This window comes from Vibrio celticus, from assembly GCF_024347335.1.
Classification (GTDB): domain Bacteria; phylum Pseudomonadota; class Gammaproteobacteria; order Enterobacterales; family Vibrionaceae; genus Vibrio; species Vibrio celticus.
Map to the genome: position 1 here is coordinate 556,894 of NZ_AP025464.1, position 19,693 is coordinate 576,586.

Consider the following 19,693-nt stretch of genomic DNA (forward strand, 5'->3'; position numbering starts at 1 on the left):
TCCTTAATACCGCCATCATTAGCATTCTCAAATTGATACGCGTCGTTCCTTAATCGACTTCTACACAACTCCTTTACGCCTCGTAAGCGGTGATAAGTCACTCGCGGTATCGATTTTGAACATTACCGCTGTGGCTTATCTCACTCTGTTCTTCGATAAAATCCTCATTTGTCTCCTTCTGAACATTCATGGATTCTCGTCCGTTCAAAATAGAAGTCACAACGTCACTAGCCGTAAAAACGGCATATATTTAGTCATCTAGACATGGTGACACAAATACTGACACCTAAAGTGGCGATTGTTTTACTTTCAGATCTTGCTGTAATTTAATTACAACTCAAAGCCAAGTAGAGCCTAAGAAATTAATTACTCTGACGTAACTTATTGAATAAAAAGTATTTAAGAGTTTCGGGCAGGACGGGATTTAGAGAAACTAAAGAGTAGGTATGTACGAGATAATATACTAGAGGGTAATGTATTTAGTTATAGTGCACTATTGTATTAAAAAAGAAGGGCTGATGCCCTACTCTTCTTTATTACTCATTTCTTCACGGATTTGCTCAGCAACGATTTTGATAGCTTGTGCTGTGCTGATGCCTTGGGTCATCATTTCTTGAATTCGTTCAACAGCTTTCTGTTGTTCTTCGTGAGAAAGGGTTGGTAAGTCGTTTAGCATGCTCTGCTCCTTTATTTAGGTGCAGAACTATATAAGGACTGTTAGTAACTAGCAAGGAAATTGATGGATGCACCCATTGCATTTTCATTCGTGTAGTTAACACTTAGATCTAGCTGAAACAAGTTCAATGGCGAGATACCAACACCAGCTGTCACTGTTCCTTCTGAATCAGAGTAAGCCAGGTTCTTGTAATACCCTCCCCTTAGCTTAAGCTGACGTAACAGGTCGACTTCAGTACCAACACGAATCATCTGTTCGTTGTCTTCGAACGAAGTAAACTTCTCTGTCTCGTTTAGGTCGTAATCAACACTCAACGTAAAGTAATCAGAAACGATACCTGCCCCGACAGTGTAAACAGGCTCTAATTTGTAGGCGTATTGTCCTCCAACTGAACGTCCGGAGATTACTGTTGTCGTGTCTTTTGTTTCGATGTCTCGAGAGATTAAGTTAGTCGCTGCGAATCCAACTCTAAACGGGCCAAAGAACCACAGGGCGCCAGCATCTATATTAAAAGCCGTTTCACCGTCACCATTTTCGCGTACGTCAGACAAGTCATAATTATTGACCGATGCAACATAATTGTACGTGTAGATACGCTGTAGTTTCGGTGAGATGCCAAACGATAAGTGATGCCCCATAAAAGTTTGATACTTCGCTAAAGAAAGACCAACTTCAGCAACTCCAATTGAAACCGATTCTACTGCCGAGCGCTGCAAATTATCCGTGTCACTTCCCGACGTATATACATCTGGTGTAACAAAACTTTCAGTGTATGCTTTACCAAATATATTGGCTGCAATATACTGATTAGGTAGTGCAAAAGCTACCACGCCACCTAAATCAAAGTTCGCTTGATTACCATCAAGTTTCTTCAATCCATCTGTAATATCACTGCCTGAAGCATCGAGTACCGCATCGATGTTAGACTTCATGTCGTTAGGGTCATTGTAATTACCGCCAAAACTTGGCGCAATCATTCCCACGTCATCATTACGACGATAAATAGCTACTAGTGCTGGGTTATAGAATGGAGCGGTTAGGAAGTTAGCCGAAACAACACCCACACCACCCATCGCATCACCACGCGCTTCAATGGCGTAGTTTGCTGCTGAAAGAGGAAGACTGGCGAATGCAATTGACGCTGCGAGTAGTTTAGTAGTTTTTTTCATGCCGTTTATCTTTGTTTGATCCGTACATAGTTAACGGCACAATTTTAAATTACTTTAGCTCTTCTTCGCTAGAAATATCATAAGTTTTGCTGATAGTTTGTGCTTGTTCTATCGCTATGTCGCCTTGCCAGCGTGAATGCACCATTGAAACCGCCAAGACATAGCGATCATTGGGAAGTTCTTCTCCAGTGAGGTTCATTGGATAATCAGATTCGTAGCTCTTGCCCCACACCTGTTCATAGTGTTCATCAACGTAATCGTACAAACCGATTTCAAGCTTAGGGAGCGGACAATAAGGATTGAGTAGTTCTTTTTTATCGATTCGCCACGTGTCTTTTGATGCCCAGCGAACTTGTTGACGCATGGCAACTTCACCCAAAACAACCCAAGTGCTCCAAGACTTTCCGCCATCACCTTTAACGCTTAAACGGTATAAACCGGATTCAAGTTGAGAGGCTAAATTGTAACGCTTGCGGTATAGACTCACCGATGCGTTGTTAACCACTTCACTGTCTTTGGTTAACTCACTGTCCGAAGAAACGATCTTATCGACCCACTTCTCGAAGGTAATGTCTTGAATGTTGTTTTCGGATTCAACATTAATCGATACACGAAAGGTATCTCGGCCAGGGCTTTGAATGATGTGTCTTTTAACGACGACTGAACTAATCCAATCTGGGAGTGTTTTTCTAGTGAGAGTTTTACCACAATCTTTGTTCAATGCTTGATCGAACAGTTCATTGAGGTGATCTTCTCGTGATTGAGACGAGTTGATTTGCCAAACTTCCACTAATGAGTCAAACATCTGAGGTAAATCATTATCTAGCAGATGTTTATGAACTTGAGTCAGAGCATCGCTGCTCTTAAACCAATCCGTTGCTTGCGCGGTATTCGCTACGCAAGAAAACATTAATAGTGGAAGTAAGGCTAATCTCATTACGCTTTCATCTTGTAACCAACGCCACGCAGCGTTTCAATTTCTAGACCCGGCAGTTTCTGTCTTAGTTGCAGAACATGCGTGTCTACCGTACGTGTTGTTGGGAAATGGTTGTAACCCCATACATGGTCAAGCAGTTCATCACGTGTAAACACACGTCCAAGGTTACTTGCCAAGAACAGTAGAAGGTCAAATTCAGTGCGCGTTAACGTTACTTCCTGTTCATTGAAAAACACTTCACGTGTCGCTTTATCGATAACAAGATTCTGAGCGATAACTTTTGATGCATCTTGTTCTTCAGAATCTGGCAGGCGAAGTTGAGCACGAATTCGAGCAAATAGCTCAGCCTCTGCGAATGGCTTTGTTAAGTAGTCGTTTGCACCTGAATCTAGGCCCGCTACTTTATCTTTTACTGTCACGAGAGCCGTCAGCAAAATAACTGGGATATCTTTCTTTTTCTTCCAACCTGGAAGTGAATCTACTGAGTCGCCATCAGGAAGTTGACGATCTAGAATCACTAGATCCGCTTGTTCCCAGTAGCCTTCAACTTCAGAGATCAGTTCTGCATGCAAACATTCATATCCAGCTTGCTCAAGGCTAACTAATAAACCGTCAGCTAAATTTTTATCATCTTCAACGAGAAGCAATGTCTGTTTCACAAGGTATCTCCAAAATAAATGTTGTTGGGGGGCCGATAAGCGTCATGTGACCGCCCATTTTTCCGACCATAGATTCCACTATCGTCAGACCTAAACCGAGTCCACTCTTACTTACGAATGGCTTTCTTAGTTGCCCCCAATCTTTGCGAGACAAGTCTCCATTATCTATAACTTTGAATGTCAGCTTCTTGTCAGAAGTATTCAGTTCTAGAATTACTGGTGCGACACCGTATTTCACGGCATTTCTGATTAGGTTATCGATACACGTTCCTAACCAATATACGTTCACTTTTGCAGCAATATCTTTGTTTACACGCAGTTCAATTCCCGGTGCAAAATCTTCTTCAACTTTGTATTGGAGCCACTCTTCAACACTTGGCACCCACTCTGTTGCGAGCGGTTGGTTGTCTGATTGCAGGTAATCTTTACTTGCTTCCGCCAACTGTCTTAAACGGCGTGTATCTTCACACAGCCTACGGAACTCATCATATACCGATTCTGGTAAGTGTTCGAACTCACGCCTGAACCCTTCCACCGTCAATGACAAACTCGCAATCGGCGTTCTTAATTCATGCGTTAGGATTTGAAGAACCAGCATACGACTCTTCATCTCTTGTTTCTTACTGTTCCAGCGGTAAATCGCCCAACCTAAGACAAGCATGATGTTGGCGATCACCAAGATAAACATGGCGACTTGCAGAAGCTCCGAATGATCTTCTATTTCCCAACACACGTTACCACGCTGGACAAAACAGCTTTTGCCTTCTGAAGACAAGCTAAACGATAACCCAGCAAGCGTGGCGTTTTCGTTCCAGACTGATTCTTTATACAGGTAATATCTGTCGCCGCGTTTTACCCACATCTCATCGAGCTCAACAAACATACTGGCACCAGCAAGCAGCGCGGTGATGGCTTCGCTATCCATTTGTTGCAAGCGAGACAGCAGTTCGTCATGTTCGGTATTTGGTCGCTCTTGAATATGCATAAAGCGCTTCAGAGAGTCGAACTTTTCTGGGTACTTCTCAACGTATCGTGCAGCATAAGAACCACCACCAGGGTGAATCAAACCACTACGGCTAAACCAACGGTCAGAAAGCTTGGTGCCTTTACACATTGCACGAGTAAAAACTAAAGGCTCAGTAATCAACGGGCTTAACGGCAGTTTACCGCTACAGGTTTTTGATAACTGGTATAAGCGCTGGATGTCTTTTAATGGATACTCTGCTGTTTGTGGCTGCATAGAAGACGGCATGATCAAACGTGTTGGATAATCAGCCTGTAGCACTCGAATATCGTAAGATTCGATTGCCATTTCATGATCAAAGAGTTTGGTGAAATTATCGATACGCTCAGGTAAAGAGTCAGCAAATGCGTTTGCAGACACAGACAACGTAGCGATAAGAAGAGTAAATGTTCTTTTGATGATCACAAACCAACGCAAATTCATATAGATCAACCAAATATATACCATTCGCTATCAAAGATAAATTTTTAACCGCATGAAAAACAGTGAGAATGACGAGTTACAGAGATAAAGTCCGATATATTACGGCCACTTTGTACAGACGTACTAGTAGGCTGATTGGCAAGCCCAACCTCAATTGCGATAAGTTTCTGCTAAGCTTCGTAGCAGCTGAGCTCACACACAGGGTCACTCTCGTCAGATAAAAAAAGGAGCTCAAATGAGCTCCTTATCGAGTTATTACAGATTACTTAGAAGCACTTTCTATAGATGTTCTAAGATGCTTAGACAGCTCTTTTTAGCATCAACCAATGGTACCTAAGGGTGTTTTCTTGAAAGTTCAGTGGGTTATACCTCCCTCTAAAGTCTAGCATCAGTAAGAGCTAACTTAAACACAACTTACATCACGTATTACACTGTCACATAGCGAATCTATCACTATCTACTTTACCCATTAATTAATATCTAGCTCATTCAGTACCTAGAAGACGCTTTATTGAAGCTGTTCTTTGAGTCGAAGGTGGAGCTAATAGCCCTACTGAATAAGAACTTGAAGACAATTAAAATTAAGGGCCCTTAACGAGCCCTTTTGATAACTATTGACAGGTTAACCCATCTAAATTAAAGCACTTATATTCAACAAGCTCGCTTTTGCGTCGCCAAACAGCATCTGCGTGTTCTCTTTGAAGAACAGTGGGTTTTGCACACCGGCGTAACCTGTGTTCATCGAACGTTTGAATACGATAACATTCTGAGCGTTCCAAACTTCAAGTACTGGCATACCAGCAATTGGGCTGTTTGGATCTTCAAGTGCTGCAGGGTTTACGGTGTCATTCGCACCAATTACCAATACAGTATCTGTCTCATCGAAGTCATCGTTGATTTCGTCCATTTCTAGAACGATATCGTAAGGCACTTTCGCTTCAGCAAGGAGTACGTTCATGTGACCCGGTAACCTACCAGCAACTGGGTGGATACCAAATCGAACATTAATGCCCTGCGCTCGTAGTTTCTCTGTGATTTCATGCACTGGGTATTGTGCTTGAGCTACTGCCATGCCGTATCCAGGAGTGATGATTACTGACTTAGAGTTTTTCAGCATATCAGCCACATCTTCAGCTGATGTTTCGCGGTGTTCACCCTGCTCTTCATCGCCATCAGACACAACCACTTCTTGGCCGAATCCACCAGCAATAACGCTGATGAAAGAGCGGTTCATCGCCTTACACATAATGTAAGACAGAATCGCACCCGACGAACCAACCAATGCACCAGTTACGATAAGCAGATCGTTTGCAAGCATGAAACCTGCCGCTGCTGCTGCCCAACCAGAGTACGAGTTAAGCATAGAGACAACTACTGGCATATCTGCGCCGCCAATCGATGCCACTAAATGGTAACCGAATGCGAATGCGATAAGCGTCATCACCATTAGCGCGAACATGCTGCCGTCCGCTTTAACGAACATGATCATCAGTAGTGTAGAAACTACGATAGCCGCTAGATTCCACTTGTGCTTATGAGGGATGTTCAATGCAGACGAAGAGATCACGCCGCGAAGCTTACCAAACGCAACAATAGAACCCGTGAACGTCACCGCACCGATAAACACGCCAAGGAACACTTCCACTAGGTGGATCACGTGCTCTGCATGAATATCTGCAGGGTTGATAGAAACAGTAGCAGGTGGATCGATATAGCTGTTATAACCTACAAGTACCGCTGCCATACCTACGAAGCTGTGCAGAATCGCCACCAGCTCTGGCATTTCAGTCATTTCTACTTTTCTTGCGTAGTGGATACCAATGCCACCACCGATCACCATAGCAATGATGATCCATACAATACCTGCAGAGTGAGGACCAAAGATCGTCGCGATCAACGCAATTGCCATACCAGTAATACCGTAATAGTTACCTGCACGCGCAGATTCCTGTTTCGATAACCCAGCCAAGCTCATAATAAAGAATACAGCAGCAACAATATAAGCTGCTTGTACTAATCCTTCAGACATCTGTTACTCCTTAGTCTTTACGGAACATTTCAAGCATACGTTTGGTCACGGTAAAGCCACCAAAGATATTGATACTTGCAATTAATACGGCAATAAATGATAAGAACGTGACGACGCCACTTCCTTGTCCGATTTGTAACAGTGCACCAACTACAATGATGCCTGAAATCGCGTTAGTCACGGACATCAACGGCGTATGCAGAGAATGGCTTACATTCCAAACTACGTAATAACCCACCACACAAGCGAGAACAAAAACGGTAAAGTGAGATAAGAACGCAGCAGGAGCAACCGAAGCTACCCAAGCGAATGCACCAACACCTACCGCCATACCCGCCGCTTTCTTCATTGGAGAAACAGGTTCTTCAACTTTAGGCTCTGGTTTGGCCGCTTTTGGCTTAGCTTGTTGTGGTTGAGCTGAAACTTGAATTGGTGGAGCTGGCCAAGTGACCTCGCCCTCTTTAACGACAGTAACACCACGCAGAACAACATCTTCAAAGTCGATATTGATGTTGCCATCTTTCTCTTTGCAAAGCAGTTTCAGCAGGTTAACTAGGTTCGTTGCATACAGCTGAGATGATTGAGTCGGCAGTCGACCAACCATATCAGTGTAACCAACCACCTTAACGCCGTTAGCCGTTGTAATGACTTGATCCGCAACCGTGTATTCACAGTTACCGCCATTGGCTGCCGCAAGGTCTACAATCACACTACCTGCACTCATGCTGTCTACCATCTCTTTGGTAATCAGCTTCGGAGCCGGGCGACCTGGAATCAGCGCTGTTGTAATGATGATATCAACGTCTTTCGCTTGAGCTGCATAAAGTTCTTCGGCTTTCTTATTGAATGCTTCAGACATCTCTTTTGCGTAGCCGTCACCAGCACTGGTATCTTCCTTGAAATCCACTTCCAAGAATTCAGCACCCATCGACTCCACTTGTTCTTTAACTTCAGGACGAACATCGAATGAACGAACGATCGCACCTAAGCTACCCGCAGCGCCAATTGCCGCTAGGCCAGCAACACCAGCACCTGCAACAAGTACTTTTGCTGGTGGAACTTTACCCGCAGCCGTAATCTGACCCGTGAAGAATCGACCAAACTCATGCGCCGCTTCAACAACAGCACGATAACCCGCGATGTTTGCCATAGAACTCAATGCATCTAACGCCTGAGCTCTTGAAATTCGTGGAACAGAATCCATCGCCATCACGTTGATGTTACGACTGGACAATTGTTCCATTAATTCTGGATTTTGAGCAGGCCAAATAAAGCTGACCAATGTTGCGCCATCTTTAAGAAGATCGATTTCATTTTTAGACTCGTCAACGATCGGAGCGTTAACTTTAAAGATAATATCGGATTTCCAAGCTTCATCTGCGGTGACAACCTTTGCTCCAGCTTGTTCATAAGCTGCATCTTCAAAACTTGCTAACGCACCTGCTTGTGATTCAACACAAACTTCAAATCCTAATTTTAGAAGCTGTTCTACCGATTTCGGCGAAGCAGCGACTCGCGTTTCACCTGCGAGCGTTTCTCTTGGTACACCAATTTGCATAGCTATTCCTTGACTATTGGCACGAATGACTTATTCGTTTGTATCTAACGACAACTAATACTTCAAGCGTTTTGTTCAAAGAACAGGAAAAGTTATTACTTATAACGATTTGGATGGAATTTGAGCGCTTCATTTGAAGAAATGACGACCGTCTCGAACGGAGAGGTCAAACCACTTGCAAATAATCCTTTAAATAACAACTTACTAGCTGTTCTTTGTCCCTAAAACTAAAAAGAGCTTTCAGCATATACACTGAAAGCTCTCTAAATTATGACCAACATCAATTCTAACCCTATTTGGTTAGCTAAATATATTGTCGCCCATTTGGTCGATGAACATCTGCGATTTTTTTAGCATCAATTCATCGGCATCTTGTTTGTTTGAAACAACATCTGAACGAATAAAACGGTGAGTTTTGATTTCACCGTCGAATTCTTTCTCGATTCGCCCAGCAACACGGTATTGACCAGATTCTGCAATGGCATCTTGATAGATATTGAAACCTTTATATTCGACTGGCTCAATCTCTACTTTTTGTTCGGTTTTTTCTTTGCCACCAAATAATCTAGAAAAGAATCCCACGTTTTTTACTCCTTAAATGACCGTATTCACCCTAAACTATCATGACTGTTTACGGTTCAACAACGGCTTTTCGTACCATTGCAATTCTACGTCATCATCAAAATTGTGTTGACTAAATATAACGGGCACATTGTCGTCACGTTCACGTCTTCGATCGTCAATGATCATACTTTCAGCATTTTTGACCGCGATCTCGCTATTGCGTTTATAGAGCACCAATTTGTCTTCTGGCAATGCTGAGAGAAAATCGATATCAAAACGAATATAGATAGGTTTTAGCTGACCTAAAGCCAAGCACGCGAGGTCGGCCAACTGTTCATTGGTATAACTAGACACATATTCCTCCGTAGCCAAAACATGACCTACCAGAGTTTCCATATAGTTATGTACATCAACACTAATTTGCATACCACACCTCCATTTGTAGCGGTTGTTTATGGCCTAGTTTTGATCAATCAACAACCTTATCCCAGAACTTACATTAATTCCGTTCTAGACCTTACTCGAACTTCATTACAGATTTACAGTTCTCGCTTGTTGGTCATCATGTAACCATTAAGTACAAACCACCTAGATTTTGCTAAGTATCTATAACGACTAATTAATTTCTCATATATACTGTTTAGTTCGTTCTATGGTTAATAGCAACTCAAATACATATAAAAATGGTTGCACCAATAGCGAGCTATGGCTATGTTTTTGCTCTCATTTAAGCAAAATGCTTGGCAATTGCTTGTTTAACCGTATCCTACGTATAGTATTAATTAATAAGAACATCATTATAGTTAGGCTCACCACATAAATGGCATCTTCTTTTGTAACGTCGAGCATGTTTCGATTCTGCTTTCCCTTACTTCTATTAGCAATGTTATTCGTAGGTATGAACAACGTCATTCTCGTGACAGATTCAAACTTAGGGTTTGCTAGCAACCTTCCGTATATTTTATTAAGCGTTGCCGTTTTGCTGTGTCACACATTTAGGCAAGGTCGTATGGCTATGGTGTCTCTCACCATGCTTGTCGCTTATCTGATCATCCAAGTTCGCTTACAGACGCCTCTCAATACCGGCACAACACTATTGGAGCTATCAATACTTGCTGCATTAGTACCTGTCACTTGCCTACTTGTTTATGCCTTCCCTGATAACGGCGTAAACTCAAAGTCGATGCTGCTCTACGCCATCGTTCTTATTCTGTTTATGGTGTGGGCGCAATTAATCGTCTCTCACTTCCACGCCGGCGGTTTTAAATCATGGAGTGAAGGTCTTCTGTTTATTGTTCGAGACTTCTCCAAGCTGCCTTTTGTTTTAGTGTTGTATAGCCTTTGTTTGCTTGGCCTTACTGCCATTCTAGTGTTGGTGTATAACCGCTCTATCGATGTTGTGGTTTACAGCGCTATCCTACTTTCTTGTTGTACGTTCATCTTCTTTGACGTTCAGTACATCTCCAGCACCATGTTCTCGTTGTCAGGCACGTTGATCATCGTCTATGTGATGTCCGCTAGTCATGATATGGCCTTTAATGACCAGCTGACCAACATCCCGGGTCGACACGCCTTAGAAGTCGATATGAAGCACTTAGGGCGTAAGTATTCGATGGCGATGGTCGATATCGATCACTTTAAGCAATTCAACGACACCTACGGCCATGACATTGGCGACGATGTGTTAAAACTGGTGGCGCGTATTCTGAGGGAAACCACAGGCGGCGCTAAAGCTTATCGCTATGGTGGAGAAGAGTTCACGATTATCTTCAAAGGCAAACATTCGGAACAAGTTAAAGAGCACCTTCAAGCTCTGATTTCCGAAGTTCAAAACTACGACATGACGATTCGGAATAGCCATGAACGCCCCGACGATCATGAAGTGGGTATGAAAAAGCGTGGCAAGAACGGTAAACCATCGGAAGTGGTGAATGTGACGGTGAGTATTGGACTTTCCGATAGCACTACCACCAGACATCCTGAAGAAGTGTTGAAGCTTGCTGACCAAGCGCTGTATAAAGCGAAAGAAACCGGTCGAAACAAACTATGTATTGACCGTTAACAATGGTTGATAGCGAAAGATATTGAGTGCTAGAGATCTAAATAGCTTAAGACGTTAATAGCACTCTGCTTCAATAAATATCTCTTTCAAGTACAACAAGCCTCAATTGGTTGAGGCCGTATAGCTCAACTGGAAAAAGAGAGCTTAATCTTGGTTGAAGAATATAACCAAGCTGCCACCTTTCAAGCTACTTCCGTAGTTAATCGTAAAACCTATTCCCACGTTATCGACCCACTCATTAAACAGGTTTGGATTAAGCAACCAACCAACACTGCCCTCGTAGTAAGATGTGGTACCCATAGAGGCCACCGTGTCACCACCAATATCAATTCGTCTTATACTCGAGTACATCGATGTGATGTTCTTATCCCAACGAACGAGATCATAGAAAACCTTGGCTTCATTGGCGATATACCACCCTTCTGGATGACCGACATTACCATTATTCGCCTCGCCCCAGCCTATGCCATTAAAGTAATGCCAACTGGTGCTCAATTTATACTTTCCCCAGTCATTCTTATCTTCGTACATCAGCTTGATTTTAGGCTCGATGATGTAAGCCCAAGCATCAGTATTGAGATATACGCCATCCAGTTGGTCTTGAATAGGCTTTAGAAACGAAGCGCGATATTCATAATCATTACGGTAATAAGAGATGTGGTTACCGATTGCTGAGCTGAAGCTCCAATATTCATCTAACTGGGACACATTCGCGAATTCTACGTAGCCAGACACTACCGACTCTTTTTGAAAATCGTTTTTATTTGCTGCCGCGTACTCGACATCGTTCTCGATCCGCAATGCAGACAAGCGCAGCGTCACCTCTTGATGGTTGTCTTCAATGTAACTGGGTAGTTCAAATGTGTAAGGCAAACTCAGGGAGGTAATGTTTTGTCGACGACTCACCGAATCATTCGAACCGATGTCTTCATTGTCCAAACTAAATACTTTATTGGGATCAAAGTTGTTGATGCCAAAAGTGAAAACATCGGTGTCGTTGAGCAATACACTGGTGGCAAAGCTCTGCTCTAGATCCTTTCGAAAAAGATCAGATAGCGTATTGGCATTAACCGTGGTCGGCAAAGCGGTAAAAAATAGAGGGACCGCAAGCGTCCAAGATGTGTTAGTCATAGAAAATGACTTTGAATGTGGCATTTCTTTTATCACTTAATGCACTTCCTAGCTCAAACGCTATTAGAAGTATAAATTCAAATATCTAAAAGAGCTCGCCAACTAACGAGCAAGCTCCAAAATGTTGCGTTGTACAAAGGTATTTCTACCACTTTGCTTCGCTTGATAAAGCGCTTGATCGACCTTTTCGTAAATAGAGGCGATAGGCTCGCTACCCTCTGGCACAAATGACAACACACCTTGTGACGCTGTCACTCTATCCGATACCGTTGAGTGCTCATGAACGTAGTTCATCTCATGCAACGCTTCTTTTATACGTGTAGCTTGCAACATAGCAGCGTCACTGTCTGTGTCACTTAGGATCAAAACAAACTCTTCACCGCCGTAGCGGCCGACAAACTCTCCCGCACGTACAAAAAGCTGCTTCAAGGTATCGGCAAGCCCTTGCAAGCACTTATCCCCTTGAATATGACCGTAATTATCGTTGTAAGGCTTAAAGAAGTCTACATCTAGCAATATAACTGTCATGGGTATATTACGCCTTCCATGCCACGCAATGCTCTCTTCAAGCTTAGTGTCCATATATCGACGGTTGTTCAATTTGGTCAAGCCATCTTCATTGGCTTGTTGCTGCAGAAGGATGTTCAGTTCTTCGAGTTTGGCTGTGCTTTGTTTTAGCTCTCGTCTCATGTGCGCGATACGTTGCATCGCAATCAACTTAGAATTTAAAACGACCTTGTTTACTGGCTTGATCAAGTAATCATCGCCACCAGCGTCAATCGCTTTAGCGATCATCTCAGGTTCTTCGTGGCCACTTAGAAAGATGATCGGAACCCATTCTGGAAATTGCCTACGAACCTCGTTAGCCACCTCAAAACCATCCATCTCTGGCATGCTGATATCAAGTAACACAAGTTCAGGATCAAAATCAGAATAAATACTTAGGGCTTCTTTTCCGCTACCGACAGCTTCCACAATATGACCCAGTTGCTTGAGTCGGATAGCAAGTTGCATCCTATCTAGTTGAACATCATCAACTAGCAATATGCGCATCGAAGATCCCTTTTCTATCATCACATCACCTTTATCTAGTGTTGAATATTCAAAGTAGCTCAAATTTGGGCTTAAATCATGCCCTAATCTCTATATTATATTGACTTTTTTACAGATCTTTTTAGCATTGTTTCTTTTTAAAGAGAAATACTATGTCAGACGCTACAAACAACGAACAACAAGAAATCGATTTAACCACCATCTCACCAGAACTTCGTCAAGTTATCGAATTTGATGGCGTGCCAAAAGAGATGCACTTTATGGTTACTTCTATTCACGAAGTGTCTGAAGAAGCAGTACGCGAAGCTTGGGACAGCCTTCCAGCAAGCGCACAAAATGTTTTAGACAACTTCGAGCAGTTCCACGCTCTAATCTCAGTTAGCCAAGCTTTCGCTGGTGTTAACGTGATGGAAGAGTTCCCTACTCTTAAACTTCCAGAAGACATGACTGACGAAGAAAAAGAAGAGTACCGTGCTCAACTGCTAGACCAAGTTCTACACAACTGTGTAAAAGACATGGTTAAACAAATCAAGAAAGCTCGTCGTGATGCAATCTTGAAACGTGATTTCAAAGAAGTTTTTACTAAGTAAGTCGCTAATCGCCTAAATCTAGGCAGAGCGCTAACAGTAATACTTTAAATTAAGCCGCATGTTTCTTTAAACACGCGGCTTTTTTATATCCGCTATTTTCTGTTCGTCGATCGGCACGTCTGTATGTTCTTGTTGCTAATGTTCATATGACTCGACAAATCATATGCTTTAACATTCATACAGTGTGGCGCAAAACTGGCAGTTATACCGTATAAAAATGACGCATGTATCCATTCATGGAATCAAGATCGAATTTTCAGAACCTATAACAGGCAGTATCGCGACAATATCGAAAAGCTGACCTTGTCAGGTTTAATGCGTTACCGCGATATCTCTTTGAGCGACACTCACACCTTTAATTTGAGCGTAAACACGCTGCCCGATTTCTAGATTTAACTCATCCAGCGCCCACAATGTAATGGTTGCCCAAAGGTAGCACCCAGACTCTAACTCTAGCTCGACCGCGACACTCTGCTTATTTGTGCCTTGCTGGTGCGTCTCTACGCTTTTAATGGTGACAGGAAGGATGTTACGTATAGAAGTCCCTTTCGGCCGTTCTAGCGTGATAGAGACGTCATTTGCCCTAACTTGTAGCCTCACTGTCGTACCAAGCTCACTCGACACTTTCTGAACCCACAATGACGTCGACTTTCCTAACATCAAACGAGACAGCGCATAATCGTCATTGTGTTCCGCTAATGTCGCTTCAAACAACGAGCTTTGCTCTGAGAAAGATTGCCAAGGTTGCATGGCTCTCGATGCCCAAACCTCTTCCGTCACACCCGACGAAATCACTTTGCCTTGGTCAATAATCACAAGGTGATTTGCCAAGCGTAAAATTTCATTGAGGCTATGAGTGACATAGATGATCGGTATTTGGACGGTTTCGGATAAGTTTTCCAGAAATGGCATTACTTCGCGCTTACGAGGCAAGTCAAGAGACGCTAAAGGCTCATCCATCAACAGAATGCTCGGCTTTGACAACAATGCGCGGCCAATCGCCACACGTTGCTTCTCACCACCCGACAAACGAGCTGGGTAACGGTCTAGCAATAAACCGAGAGATAACAAGGAGACAATCTGATCGAAATGCGTTTTATCAAAGTCTTTGATGCCATATTTAAGATTGCCTGACACCTTCATGTGCGGAAACAATCGCGACTCTTGAAACACATAGCCGACATTACGTTTGTGAGTCGGCAAGTTAATGCCCTTATAACTATCAAACAAGGTGGTTCCCGATACGCTGATCAAGCCCTTATCTGGCTGTTTAAGACCACTAATCGCATTGATAAGCGATGTTTTACCCGCGCCAGAACGACCAAAGATCGCAGTAATACCGGAACTTGGGAGTTCTAGGTCGATATCAAAGAAAGTTTCACCCAACTGTTGCTGGTATTGGAGGATCAAAGCACTCATGCATTGCCTCCTAGTCGCTGTGCAGACTTCTTATTGAGCCATTCAGAAAGCATCAATGAACCAAGCGCTATAACAATTGAAATGACACACAAACGTGCCGCTTCCATTTCAGCGCCAGGGGTTTCAATAAAGGTATACATGGCTAATGGGATGGTTTGCGTTTCACCGGGAATATTGGAAACGAAGCTGATTGTCGCGCCAAACTCACCCAAGCTTCTTGCGAATGAAAGCATGGTGCCGGTAATAATCCCAGGGATCATCAGCGGTAATGTAATAGTGAAGAACACACGAATCGGTGAAGCGCCCAATGTAGCAGCGGCCTCTTCAAGCTTACTGTCTACGGTTTCTAGGCTCAGCCTGATGGAGCGAACCATTAATGGCAGTGCCACAACCACGCAAGCGAGTGCTGCGCCCTTCCAACTAAAGCTGAATACAATACCAAACACGTCATTGAGCCACGAGCCTATGATGCCTTGCCTACCCATCATCACTAACAGTAAATATCCGATGACCACAGGTGGAAGTACCAGAGGTAAATGGACAATGCTCTCTACAATGCTTTTGCCTACAAATTGTTTCTTAGCAAGTAGCCACGCCAAACCAATGCCGATAGGAATAAGCCATAAGATGGCAAACCCAGCGACTTTCAAGCTCAGCATTAAGGCTTGGTATTCGTATTCCGATAAGTAACTCATTTAACGCACTTCAAATCCAAAACTGTTCAAGGTCTCTTTCGCTTTTTCGCTCTTTAGGAAAGTATAGAACTCTTCTGCAACGACTTTATCGTTCAATTTCGCTACAGGGTAACGTATTGGTGTGTGCAGATCAGATGGGAACGTCAACACTAGATTTACTTCTTTTGAAAGCAATGCTTCCGTCTTGTAGACAATCCCAAGCTTAGCTTCACTACGCTCTACTAAGGCTAAGGCCATACGAACATTGTTACTTGGTGCCAATCGAGTCTTCACATCGTCCCATACACCTAACGTTTCTAACGCTTCTTTCGCATAGATACCAGCAGGAACCGATATGGTGTTGCCCACTGCAAGCCTCTCATTAGTAAGCAGTTTAGCCCATTGATTACCTTTTGATAGGTCTAATGTTACCGATGTCTCTTTAGGGGAAATCAGCACAAGTTCGTTTTCACATAAATTTGTGACATTGTCACTAGAAACCAATTTACGATCGACTAAATGCGTCATCCATTTTTCATTTGCCGAGATAAAAATGTCTGCTGGTGCTCCTCTTTCGATTTGTCGCACCAAAGACGACGTACTCGCATACACAGGAATCACATCGACAGAATGGTCTTTCTCAAACTCTTCAACCAACAGATTAACCGCATTGGTCATCGACGATGCAGCGTAAACTCGTAGCTTTTCCGCAGCAAAAAGATGACTAGAACTCAATGCCGAAGTTAAGGCAATGGTTAAAAGGAAGACTCGCTTTTTCATTGTTATCACTTATCTATTGTTCGTTTAGGTTCTTTAGCTAACTTCTAAATGGCGGCTTAAGCTGTTAACTCTGGCCAAAGCAGCTCTAGATTTAAGTACTCTTCGATGGCATCAGCGATTCGATTAATACCCAGCTCTTTAAGCTGTTCGTGGTCAATCGCGGTCACATCGCTGGCTCCTGCCCATTCGCAAATAAGCGACAACGCGTCACTGTTATCGAATACGCCATGCAGGTAAGTACCAAAAATCGAGTTATCTTGATTCACAGCGCCATCTAGGCAGCCAGATTCTAACTGAACCGGTAAGTCTGTTTCTTTGACATCAGTCCTACCTACGTGGATTTCATACCCTTTTACCTCTGCTGTTTTTCCATCCAGCGTCATGGTGCCGCGTACGTTGGTTAAGGTTTTCTGCTGTGTAAGGGTTGTTTCAGTATCCAGATACCCTAACCCTTCGCTGCTGCCGGGCGCGCCTTCAACACCATCAGGATCGTGGATGATGTTACCTAACATTTGGTAGCCGCCACAGATACCCATCACCTTGCCGCCTAAGCGCAGATGGCGTTGAATATCTTTATCCCAACCTTGTTGCTTTAGGTAGTCCAAATCTGCCCTTACCGATTTTGTACCCGGCAAGATAATTAAATCAGCGTTGTTTACACGTTCACCTTTACCGACATAACGTAAATCAATTGAAGGATTCAATCTTAACGCGTCAAAGTCTGTATGGTTGCTGATTCGGGTTAGCACCGGCACCACCACCTTAAGCTTAGCTTCTCCGTCAGACTCTTGAGCAGAGGTAATGGCATCTTCCGCTTCTAAGTTAAAACCATGCAGATATGGCAAAACACCAATGACTGGCTTGCCGGTTTTTTCCTCTAGCCAATCTAGGCCAGATTGAAGCAGTGCGATATCGCCTCTAAAACGGTTTATCACAAAGCCTTTTACGCGAGCTTGTTCAAATTCAGACAACAACGCCAATGTGCCGTAGAGATGCGCAAAAACACCACCACGGTCAATATCAGCAACGATGATCACTGGGATGTCCGCTTTCTCAGCAAATCCCATGTTAGCGATATCATTTTCGCGAAGATTGATTTCGGCTGGGCTCCCCGCACCTTCAATCATCACGCTTTCATACTCTTCAGAAAGTCGGTCAAACGAATCGATAACCGTATCCATCGCGACTTTCTTGTAATCATGATAGCCCGTCGCTTCCATGTTGCTTAGCGCTAGGCCTTGCAAAATCACTTGCGCGCCGGTATCTGAATTAGGCTTTAGCAATACAGGGTTCATGTGAACGGTTGGCTCTATATTACAAGCTTGCGCCTGAACCGCTTGAGCGCGACCAATTTCGCCACCATCTTTTGTCACAGCACTGTTCAACGCCATGTTTTGTGGTTTGAAAGGTGCCACTTTGATTCCTTTCCTTGCCAAAACACGGCATAAACCTGCCACCAAAACACTTTTTCCGGCATCTGACGTTGTCCCTTGAACCATAAGGGCACTTAATGGTGCTCGCATTTGTACTTAAATCCTTAATTTCTTAATTTCTTAATTTTCAATTTGTAGCTATGGGCAATATTTCTCTGCGACCATCTTAACGTCATTGCCGAGTAGATGCTCAATAAAATGAATGGAAAATGAATACCTTACTCACTCTGGATTCAACCCTAGTGTTGTTTAATAGCTCCATCGAAACGAAGCTTGTGAACGATAACAGGCGCTTCAACGAAAAACGTACTAACAAAAAGAAACGTTTCAAATTCAGAAAAACGTTTCTACTAAAAACAACATTAAGGGATTCACCATGAAAAAGACTCTATTAGCTATCGCATCTACTATTATCCTTGCTCCTACTTTCGCAATGGCTAGTGAACACAACAACAATAATAATGTCAACAGCAAGCACGAAAGCGCTATTGCTTACACTGGACCGATTGAAACCGTTTCTGTTGCGACACTACTTGCCGACACAAGCATGTTCGCAGAGCAAGAAGCAATTGTGGATGGCAAGATTGTTCGTCAACTAAAGAATGACACGTTTGTCTTCTCTGATGGCCAGAGTGAAATTCAAATCGAACTGGATGATGATATCCGCCTAGCACAACCACTGACCGCTGATACAAAAGTTCGTATCTTCGGCGAATATGAAGGCGGCAAGACACCGGAAATCGAAGTGGACCACATCCAGATTCTATAAGCGATTAATATAAAAATACCGACTTCAAATAATTGGCCTGCATATTGCAGGCTTTTTTGTATTATACTGCCGCAAAATACAATTTATATGGAGTCACCATGCTAGGTTGCACGAATAAGACTGTCCTTTTAGGACTCGCTGCACTGTGTTCATTCTCTGCGTCTGCAAACAACTTTAACTACAACACATTCGAGCTGCGCATGGGTACTAGCCCAAGTACTTTCGGTGGTGAAGTCACAACAATGTTCACTCAGAACTCTCACTTTGTTGCTCGTATCGATTCAGAATTTGAAAGTGATTGGGATGCAGCGGTAGGTATGGGGTTCAACGGCCCAATCAATCAATTTGCTGACGTTACTGGCCAAATGTTACTGCACAACATTGAACGTAATGACGACAACCACATCAAAACAGAAATCAACATTGGCTTGAGAGCTTGGTTAATGGCAAACGTTGAAATTAATGCGCGCCTTGGTCAACTGATCGACAACGATGACACTCGTTCAATTGTGGGTATCGGTGCTCGTTTCCATTCAACTGATCAACTGTCTGTTGGCCTTGATATGCGCAATAACGGCACTTACGGTCACCAAATCTTAATGTCGGCTCGATTTGGTTTCTAATCTAGATTTCGTATCTAGGTTTTATTGATCAGCTTAGGTTTAGTTACTGAGTAATAAATAGCTAAACATATTACATAGAAAAACCCCGAACACATTAATGTTCGGGGCTTTTTTTGTTAG

General features: G+C 43.2%; 19 protein-coding genes. 4 read left to right on the forward strand and 15 right to left on the reverse strand.

Annotated elements, in window-relative coordinates; translation table 11 throughout:
* Window positions 1-523: 523 nt before the first annotated feature.
* From OCV19_RS18490 to OCV19_RS18530, 9 genes are all read right to left on the reverse strand, one after another.
* Window positions 524-676: a YoaH family protein gene (locus OCV19_RS18490; RefSeq protein WP_004731009.1), complete on the reverse strand. Its 153-nt coding sequence runs from the start codon at window positions 674-676 to the stop codon at window positions 524-526.
* 41 nt (window positions 677-717) lie between these two features.
* Window positions 718-1,845 (reverse strand): conjugal transfer protein TraF, encoded by a 1,128-nt coding sequence (locus OCV19_RS18495; RefSeq protein ID WP_065677046.1) that lies wholly within the window; start codon window positions 1,843-1,845, stop codon window positions 718-720.
* A 49-nt stretch (window positions 1,846-1,894) separates the two neighbouring features.
* On the reverse strand, window positions 1,895-2,782 hold the full coding sequence (locus tag OCV19_RS18500) for a DUF2861 family protein (protein WP_065677047.1): 888 nt from the start codon (window positions 2,780-2,782) through the stop codon (window positions 1,895-1,897).
* Window positions 2,782-3,441 (reverse strand): response regulator transcription factor VxrB, encoded by a 660-nt coding sequence (vxrB, locus tag OCV19_RS18505; RefSeq protein ID WP_017060099.1) that lies wholly within the window; start codon window positions 3,439-3,441, stop codon window positions 2,782-2,784. Before vxrB ends, OCV19_RS18500 begins: the two co-directional genes overlap by 1 nt.
* Window positions 3,416-4,888, reverse strand: coding sequence for a sensor histidine kinase VxrA (gene vxrA / locus OCV19_RS18510; RefSeq protein ID WP_065677093.1), 1,473 nt, complete (start codon window positions 4,886-4,888; stop codon window positions 3,416-3,418). The genes vxrB and vxrA overlap by 26 nt, the downstream gene beginning before the upstream one ends.
* A gap of 631 nt (window positions 4,889-5,519) precedes the next feature.
* A complete protein-coding gene (pntB, locus tag OCV19_RS18515; protein ID WP_065677048.1) occupies window positions 5,520-6,917 on the reverse strand; it encodes a Re/Si-specific NAD(P)(+) transhydrogenase subunit beta in 1,398 nt (465 codons plus the stop codon).
* A gap of 10 nt (window positions 6,918-6,927) precedes the next feature.
* Window positions 6,928-8,475 carry a Re/Si-specific NAD(P)(+) transhydrogenase subunit alpha gene (gene pntA / locus OCV19_RS18520; protein WP_065677049.1) on the reverse strand — a complete coding sequence of 516 codons (1,548 nt, stop codon included), beginning with the start codon at window positions 8,473-8,475 and terminating at the stop codon, window positions 6,928-6,930.
* A gap of 300 nt (window positions 8,476-8,775) precedes the next feature.
* Complete coding sequence (locus OCV19_RS18525) at window positions 8,776-9,057, reverse strand: HlyU family transcriptional regulator (RefSeq protein WP_004731023.1); 282 nt, start codon at window positions 9,055-9,057, stop codon at window positions 8,776-8,778.
* Between the two features lie 39 nt (window positions 9,058-9,096).
* A complete protein-coding gene (locus OCV19_RS18530; RefSeq protein ID WP_017060104.1) occupies window positions 9,097-9,465 on the reverse strand; it encodes a late competence development ComFB family protein in 369 nt (122 codons plus the stop codon).
* A 394-nt stretch (window positions 9,466-9,859) separates the two neighbouring features.
* Here OCV19_RS18530 and OCV19_RS18535 point away from each other — a divergent pair, with 394 nt between their 5' ends.
* Entirely contained in the window at window positions 9,860-11,101 is a 1,242-nt protein-coding gene (locus OCV19_RS18535; protein WP_065677050.1) for a GGDEF domain-containing protein, read from the forward strand.
* Window positions 11,102-11,245: 144 nt separating this feature from the next.
* Here OCV19_RS18535 and OCV19_RS18540 read toward each other — a convergent pair whose 3' ends face one another.
* Entirely contained in the window at window positions 11,246-12,256 is a 1,011-nt protein-coding gene (locus tag OCV19_RS18540) for a Solitary outer membrane autotransporter beta-barrel domain (RefSeq protein ID WP_065677051.1), read from the reverse strand.
* 78 nt (window positions 12,257-12,334) lie between these two features.
* A complete protein-coding gene (locus OCV19_RS18545) occupies window positions 12,335-13,285 on the reverse strand; it encodes a GGDEF domain-containing response regulator (protein ID WP_065677052.1) in 951 nt (316 codons plus the stop codon).
* Between the two features lie 152 nt (window positions 13,286-13,437).
* Between OCV19_RS18545 and OCV19_RS18550 the strand changes: the two genes are divergently transcribed.
* Window positions 13,438-13,875, forward strand: a complete 438-nt coding sequence (locus OCV19_RS18550; RefSeq protein WP_017069091.1) for a DUF3069 domain-containing protein — start codon at window positions 13,438-13,440, stop codon at window positions 13,873-13,875.
* Between the two features lie 312 nt (window positions 13,876-14,187).
* Here OCV19_RS18550 and modC read toward each other — a convergent pair whose 3' ends face one another.
* From modC to OCV19_RS18570, 4 genes are read right to left on the reverse strand one after another with little or no spacing between them, the layout of a single operon-like run.
* Window positions 14,188-15,294, reverse strand: coding sequence for a molybdenum ABC transporter ATP-binding protein ModC (modC, locus tag OCV19_RS18555; RefSeq protein ID WP_065677053.1), 1,107 nt, complete (start codon window positions 15,292-15,294; stop codon window positions 14,188-14,190).
* On the reverse strand, window positions 15,291-15,989 hold the full coding sequence (gene modB, locus OCV19_RS18560; protein WP_065677054.1) for a molybdate ABC transporter permease subunit: 699 nt from the start codon (window positions 15,987-15,989) through the stop codon (window positions 15,291-15,293). The genes modC and modB overlap by 4 nt, the downstream gene beginning before the upstream one ends.
* Window positions 15,990-16,748, reverse strand: a complete 759-nt coding sequence (gene modA, locus OCV19_RS18565; protein WP_065677055.1) for a molybdate ABC transporter substrate-binding protein — start codon at window positions 16,746-16,748, stop codon at window positions 15,990-15,992.
* Between the two features lie 56 nt (window positions 16,749-16,804).
* Entirely contained in the window at window positions 16,805-18,271 is a 1,467-nt protein-coding gene (locus tag OCV19_RS18570) for a cobyric acid synthase (RefSeq protein WP_086738375.1), read from the reverse strand.
* A gap of 286 nt (window positions 18,272-18,557) precedes the next feature.
* On the opposite strand from OCV19_RS18570, the gene OCV19_RS18575 reads away from it, so the two are divergent.
* Entirely contained in the window at window positions 18,558-18,950 is a 393-nt protein-coding gene (locus OCV19_RS18575; RefSeq protein ID WP_065677057.1) for a YgiW/YdeI family stress tolerance OB fold protein, read from the forward strand.
* Between the two features lie 98 nt (window positions 18,951-19,048).
* Window positions 19,049-19,573 carry a hypothetical protein gene (locus OCV19_RS18580; protein WP_065677058.1) on the forward strand — a complete coding sequence of 175 codons (525 nt, stop codon included), beginning with the start codon at window positions 19,049-19,051 and terminating at the stop codon, window positions 19,571-19,573.
* The last annotated feature ends 120 nt before the right edge of the window (window positions 19,574-19,693 follow it).

Bases quoted from the DNA above. Each gene is read 5' to 3' on its own strand.
- OCV19_RS18490 (WP_004731009.1), bottom strand. From the start codon at position 676: ATGCTAAACGACTTACCAACCCTTTCTCACGAAGAACAACAGAAAGCT.
- OCV19_RS18495 (WP_065677046.1), bottom strand. From the start codon at position 1,845: ATGAAAAAAACTACTAAACTACTCGCAGCGTCAATTGCATTCGCCAGT.
- OCV19_RS18500 (WP_065677047.1), bottom strand. From the start codon at position 2,782: ATGAGATTAGCCTTACTTCCACTATTAATGTTTTCTTGCGTAGCGAAT.
- vxrA (WP_065677093.1), bottom strand. From the start codon at position 4,888: ATGAATTTGCGTTGGTTTGTGATCATCAAAAGAACATTTACTCTTCTT.
- pntB (WP_065677048.1), bottom strand. From the start codon at position 6,917: ATGTCTGAAGGATTAGTACAAGCAGCTTATATTGTTGCTGCTGTATTC.
- pntA (WP_065677049.1), bottom strand. From the start codon at position 8,475: ATGCAAATTGGTGTACCAAGAGAAACGCTCGCAGGTGAAACGCGAGTC.
- OCV19_RS18530 (WP_017060104.1), bottom strand. From the start codon at position 9,465: ATGCAAATTAGTGTTGATGTACATAACTATATGGAAACTCTGGTAGGT.
- OCV19_RS18535 (WP_065677050.1), top strand. From the start codon at position 9,860: ATGGCATCTTCTTTTGTAACGTCGAGCATGTTTCGATTCTGCTTTCCC.
- OCV19_RS18540 (WP_065677051.1), bottom strand. From the start codon at position 12,256: ATGCCACATTCAAAGTCATTTTCTATGACTAACACATCTTGGACGCTT.
- OCV19_RS18545 (WP_065677052.1), bottom strand. From the start codon at position 13,285: ATGCGCATATTGCTAGTTGATGATGTTCAACTAGATAGGATGCAACTT.
- OCV19_RS18550 (WP_017069091.1), top strand. From the start codon at position 13,438: ATGTCAGACGCTACAAACAACGAACAACAAGAAATCGATTTAACCACC.
- modC (WP_065677053.1), bottom strand. From the start codon at position 15,294: ATGAGTGCTTTGATCCTCCAATACCAGCAACAGTTGGGTGAAACTTTC.
- modB (WP_065677054.1), bottom strand. From the start codon at position 15,989: ATGAGTTACTTATCGGAATACGAATACCAAGCCTTAATGCTGAGCTTG.
- modA (WP_065677055.1), bottom strand. From the start codon at position 16,748: ATGAAAAAGCGAGTCTTCCTTTTAACCATTGCCTTAACTTCGGCATTG.
- OCV19_RS18570 (WP_086738375.1), bottom strand. From the start codon at position 18,271: ATGCGAGCACCATTAAGTGCCCTTATGGTTCAAGGGACAACGTCAGAT.
- OCV19_RS18575 (WP_065677057.1), top strand. From the start codon at position 18,558: ATGAAAAAGACTCTATTAGCTATCGCATCTACTATTATCCTTGCTCCT.
- OCV19_RS18580 (WP_065677058.1), top strand. From the start codon at position 19,049: ATGCTAGGTTGCACGAATAAGACTGTCCTTTTAGGACTCGCTGCACTG.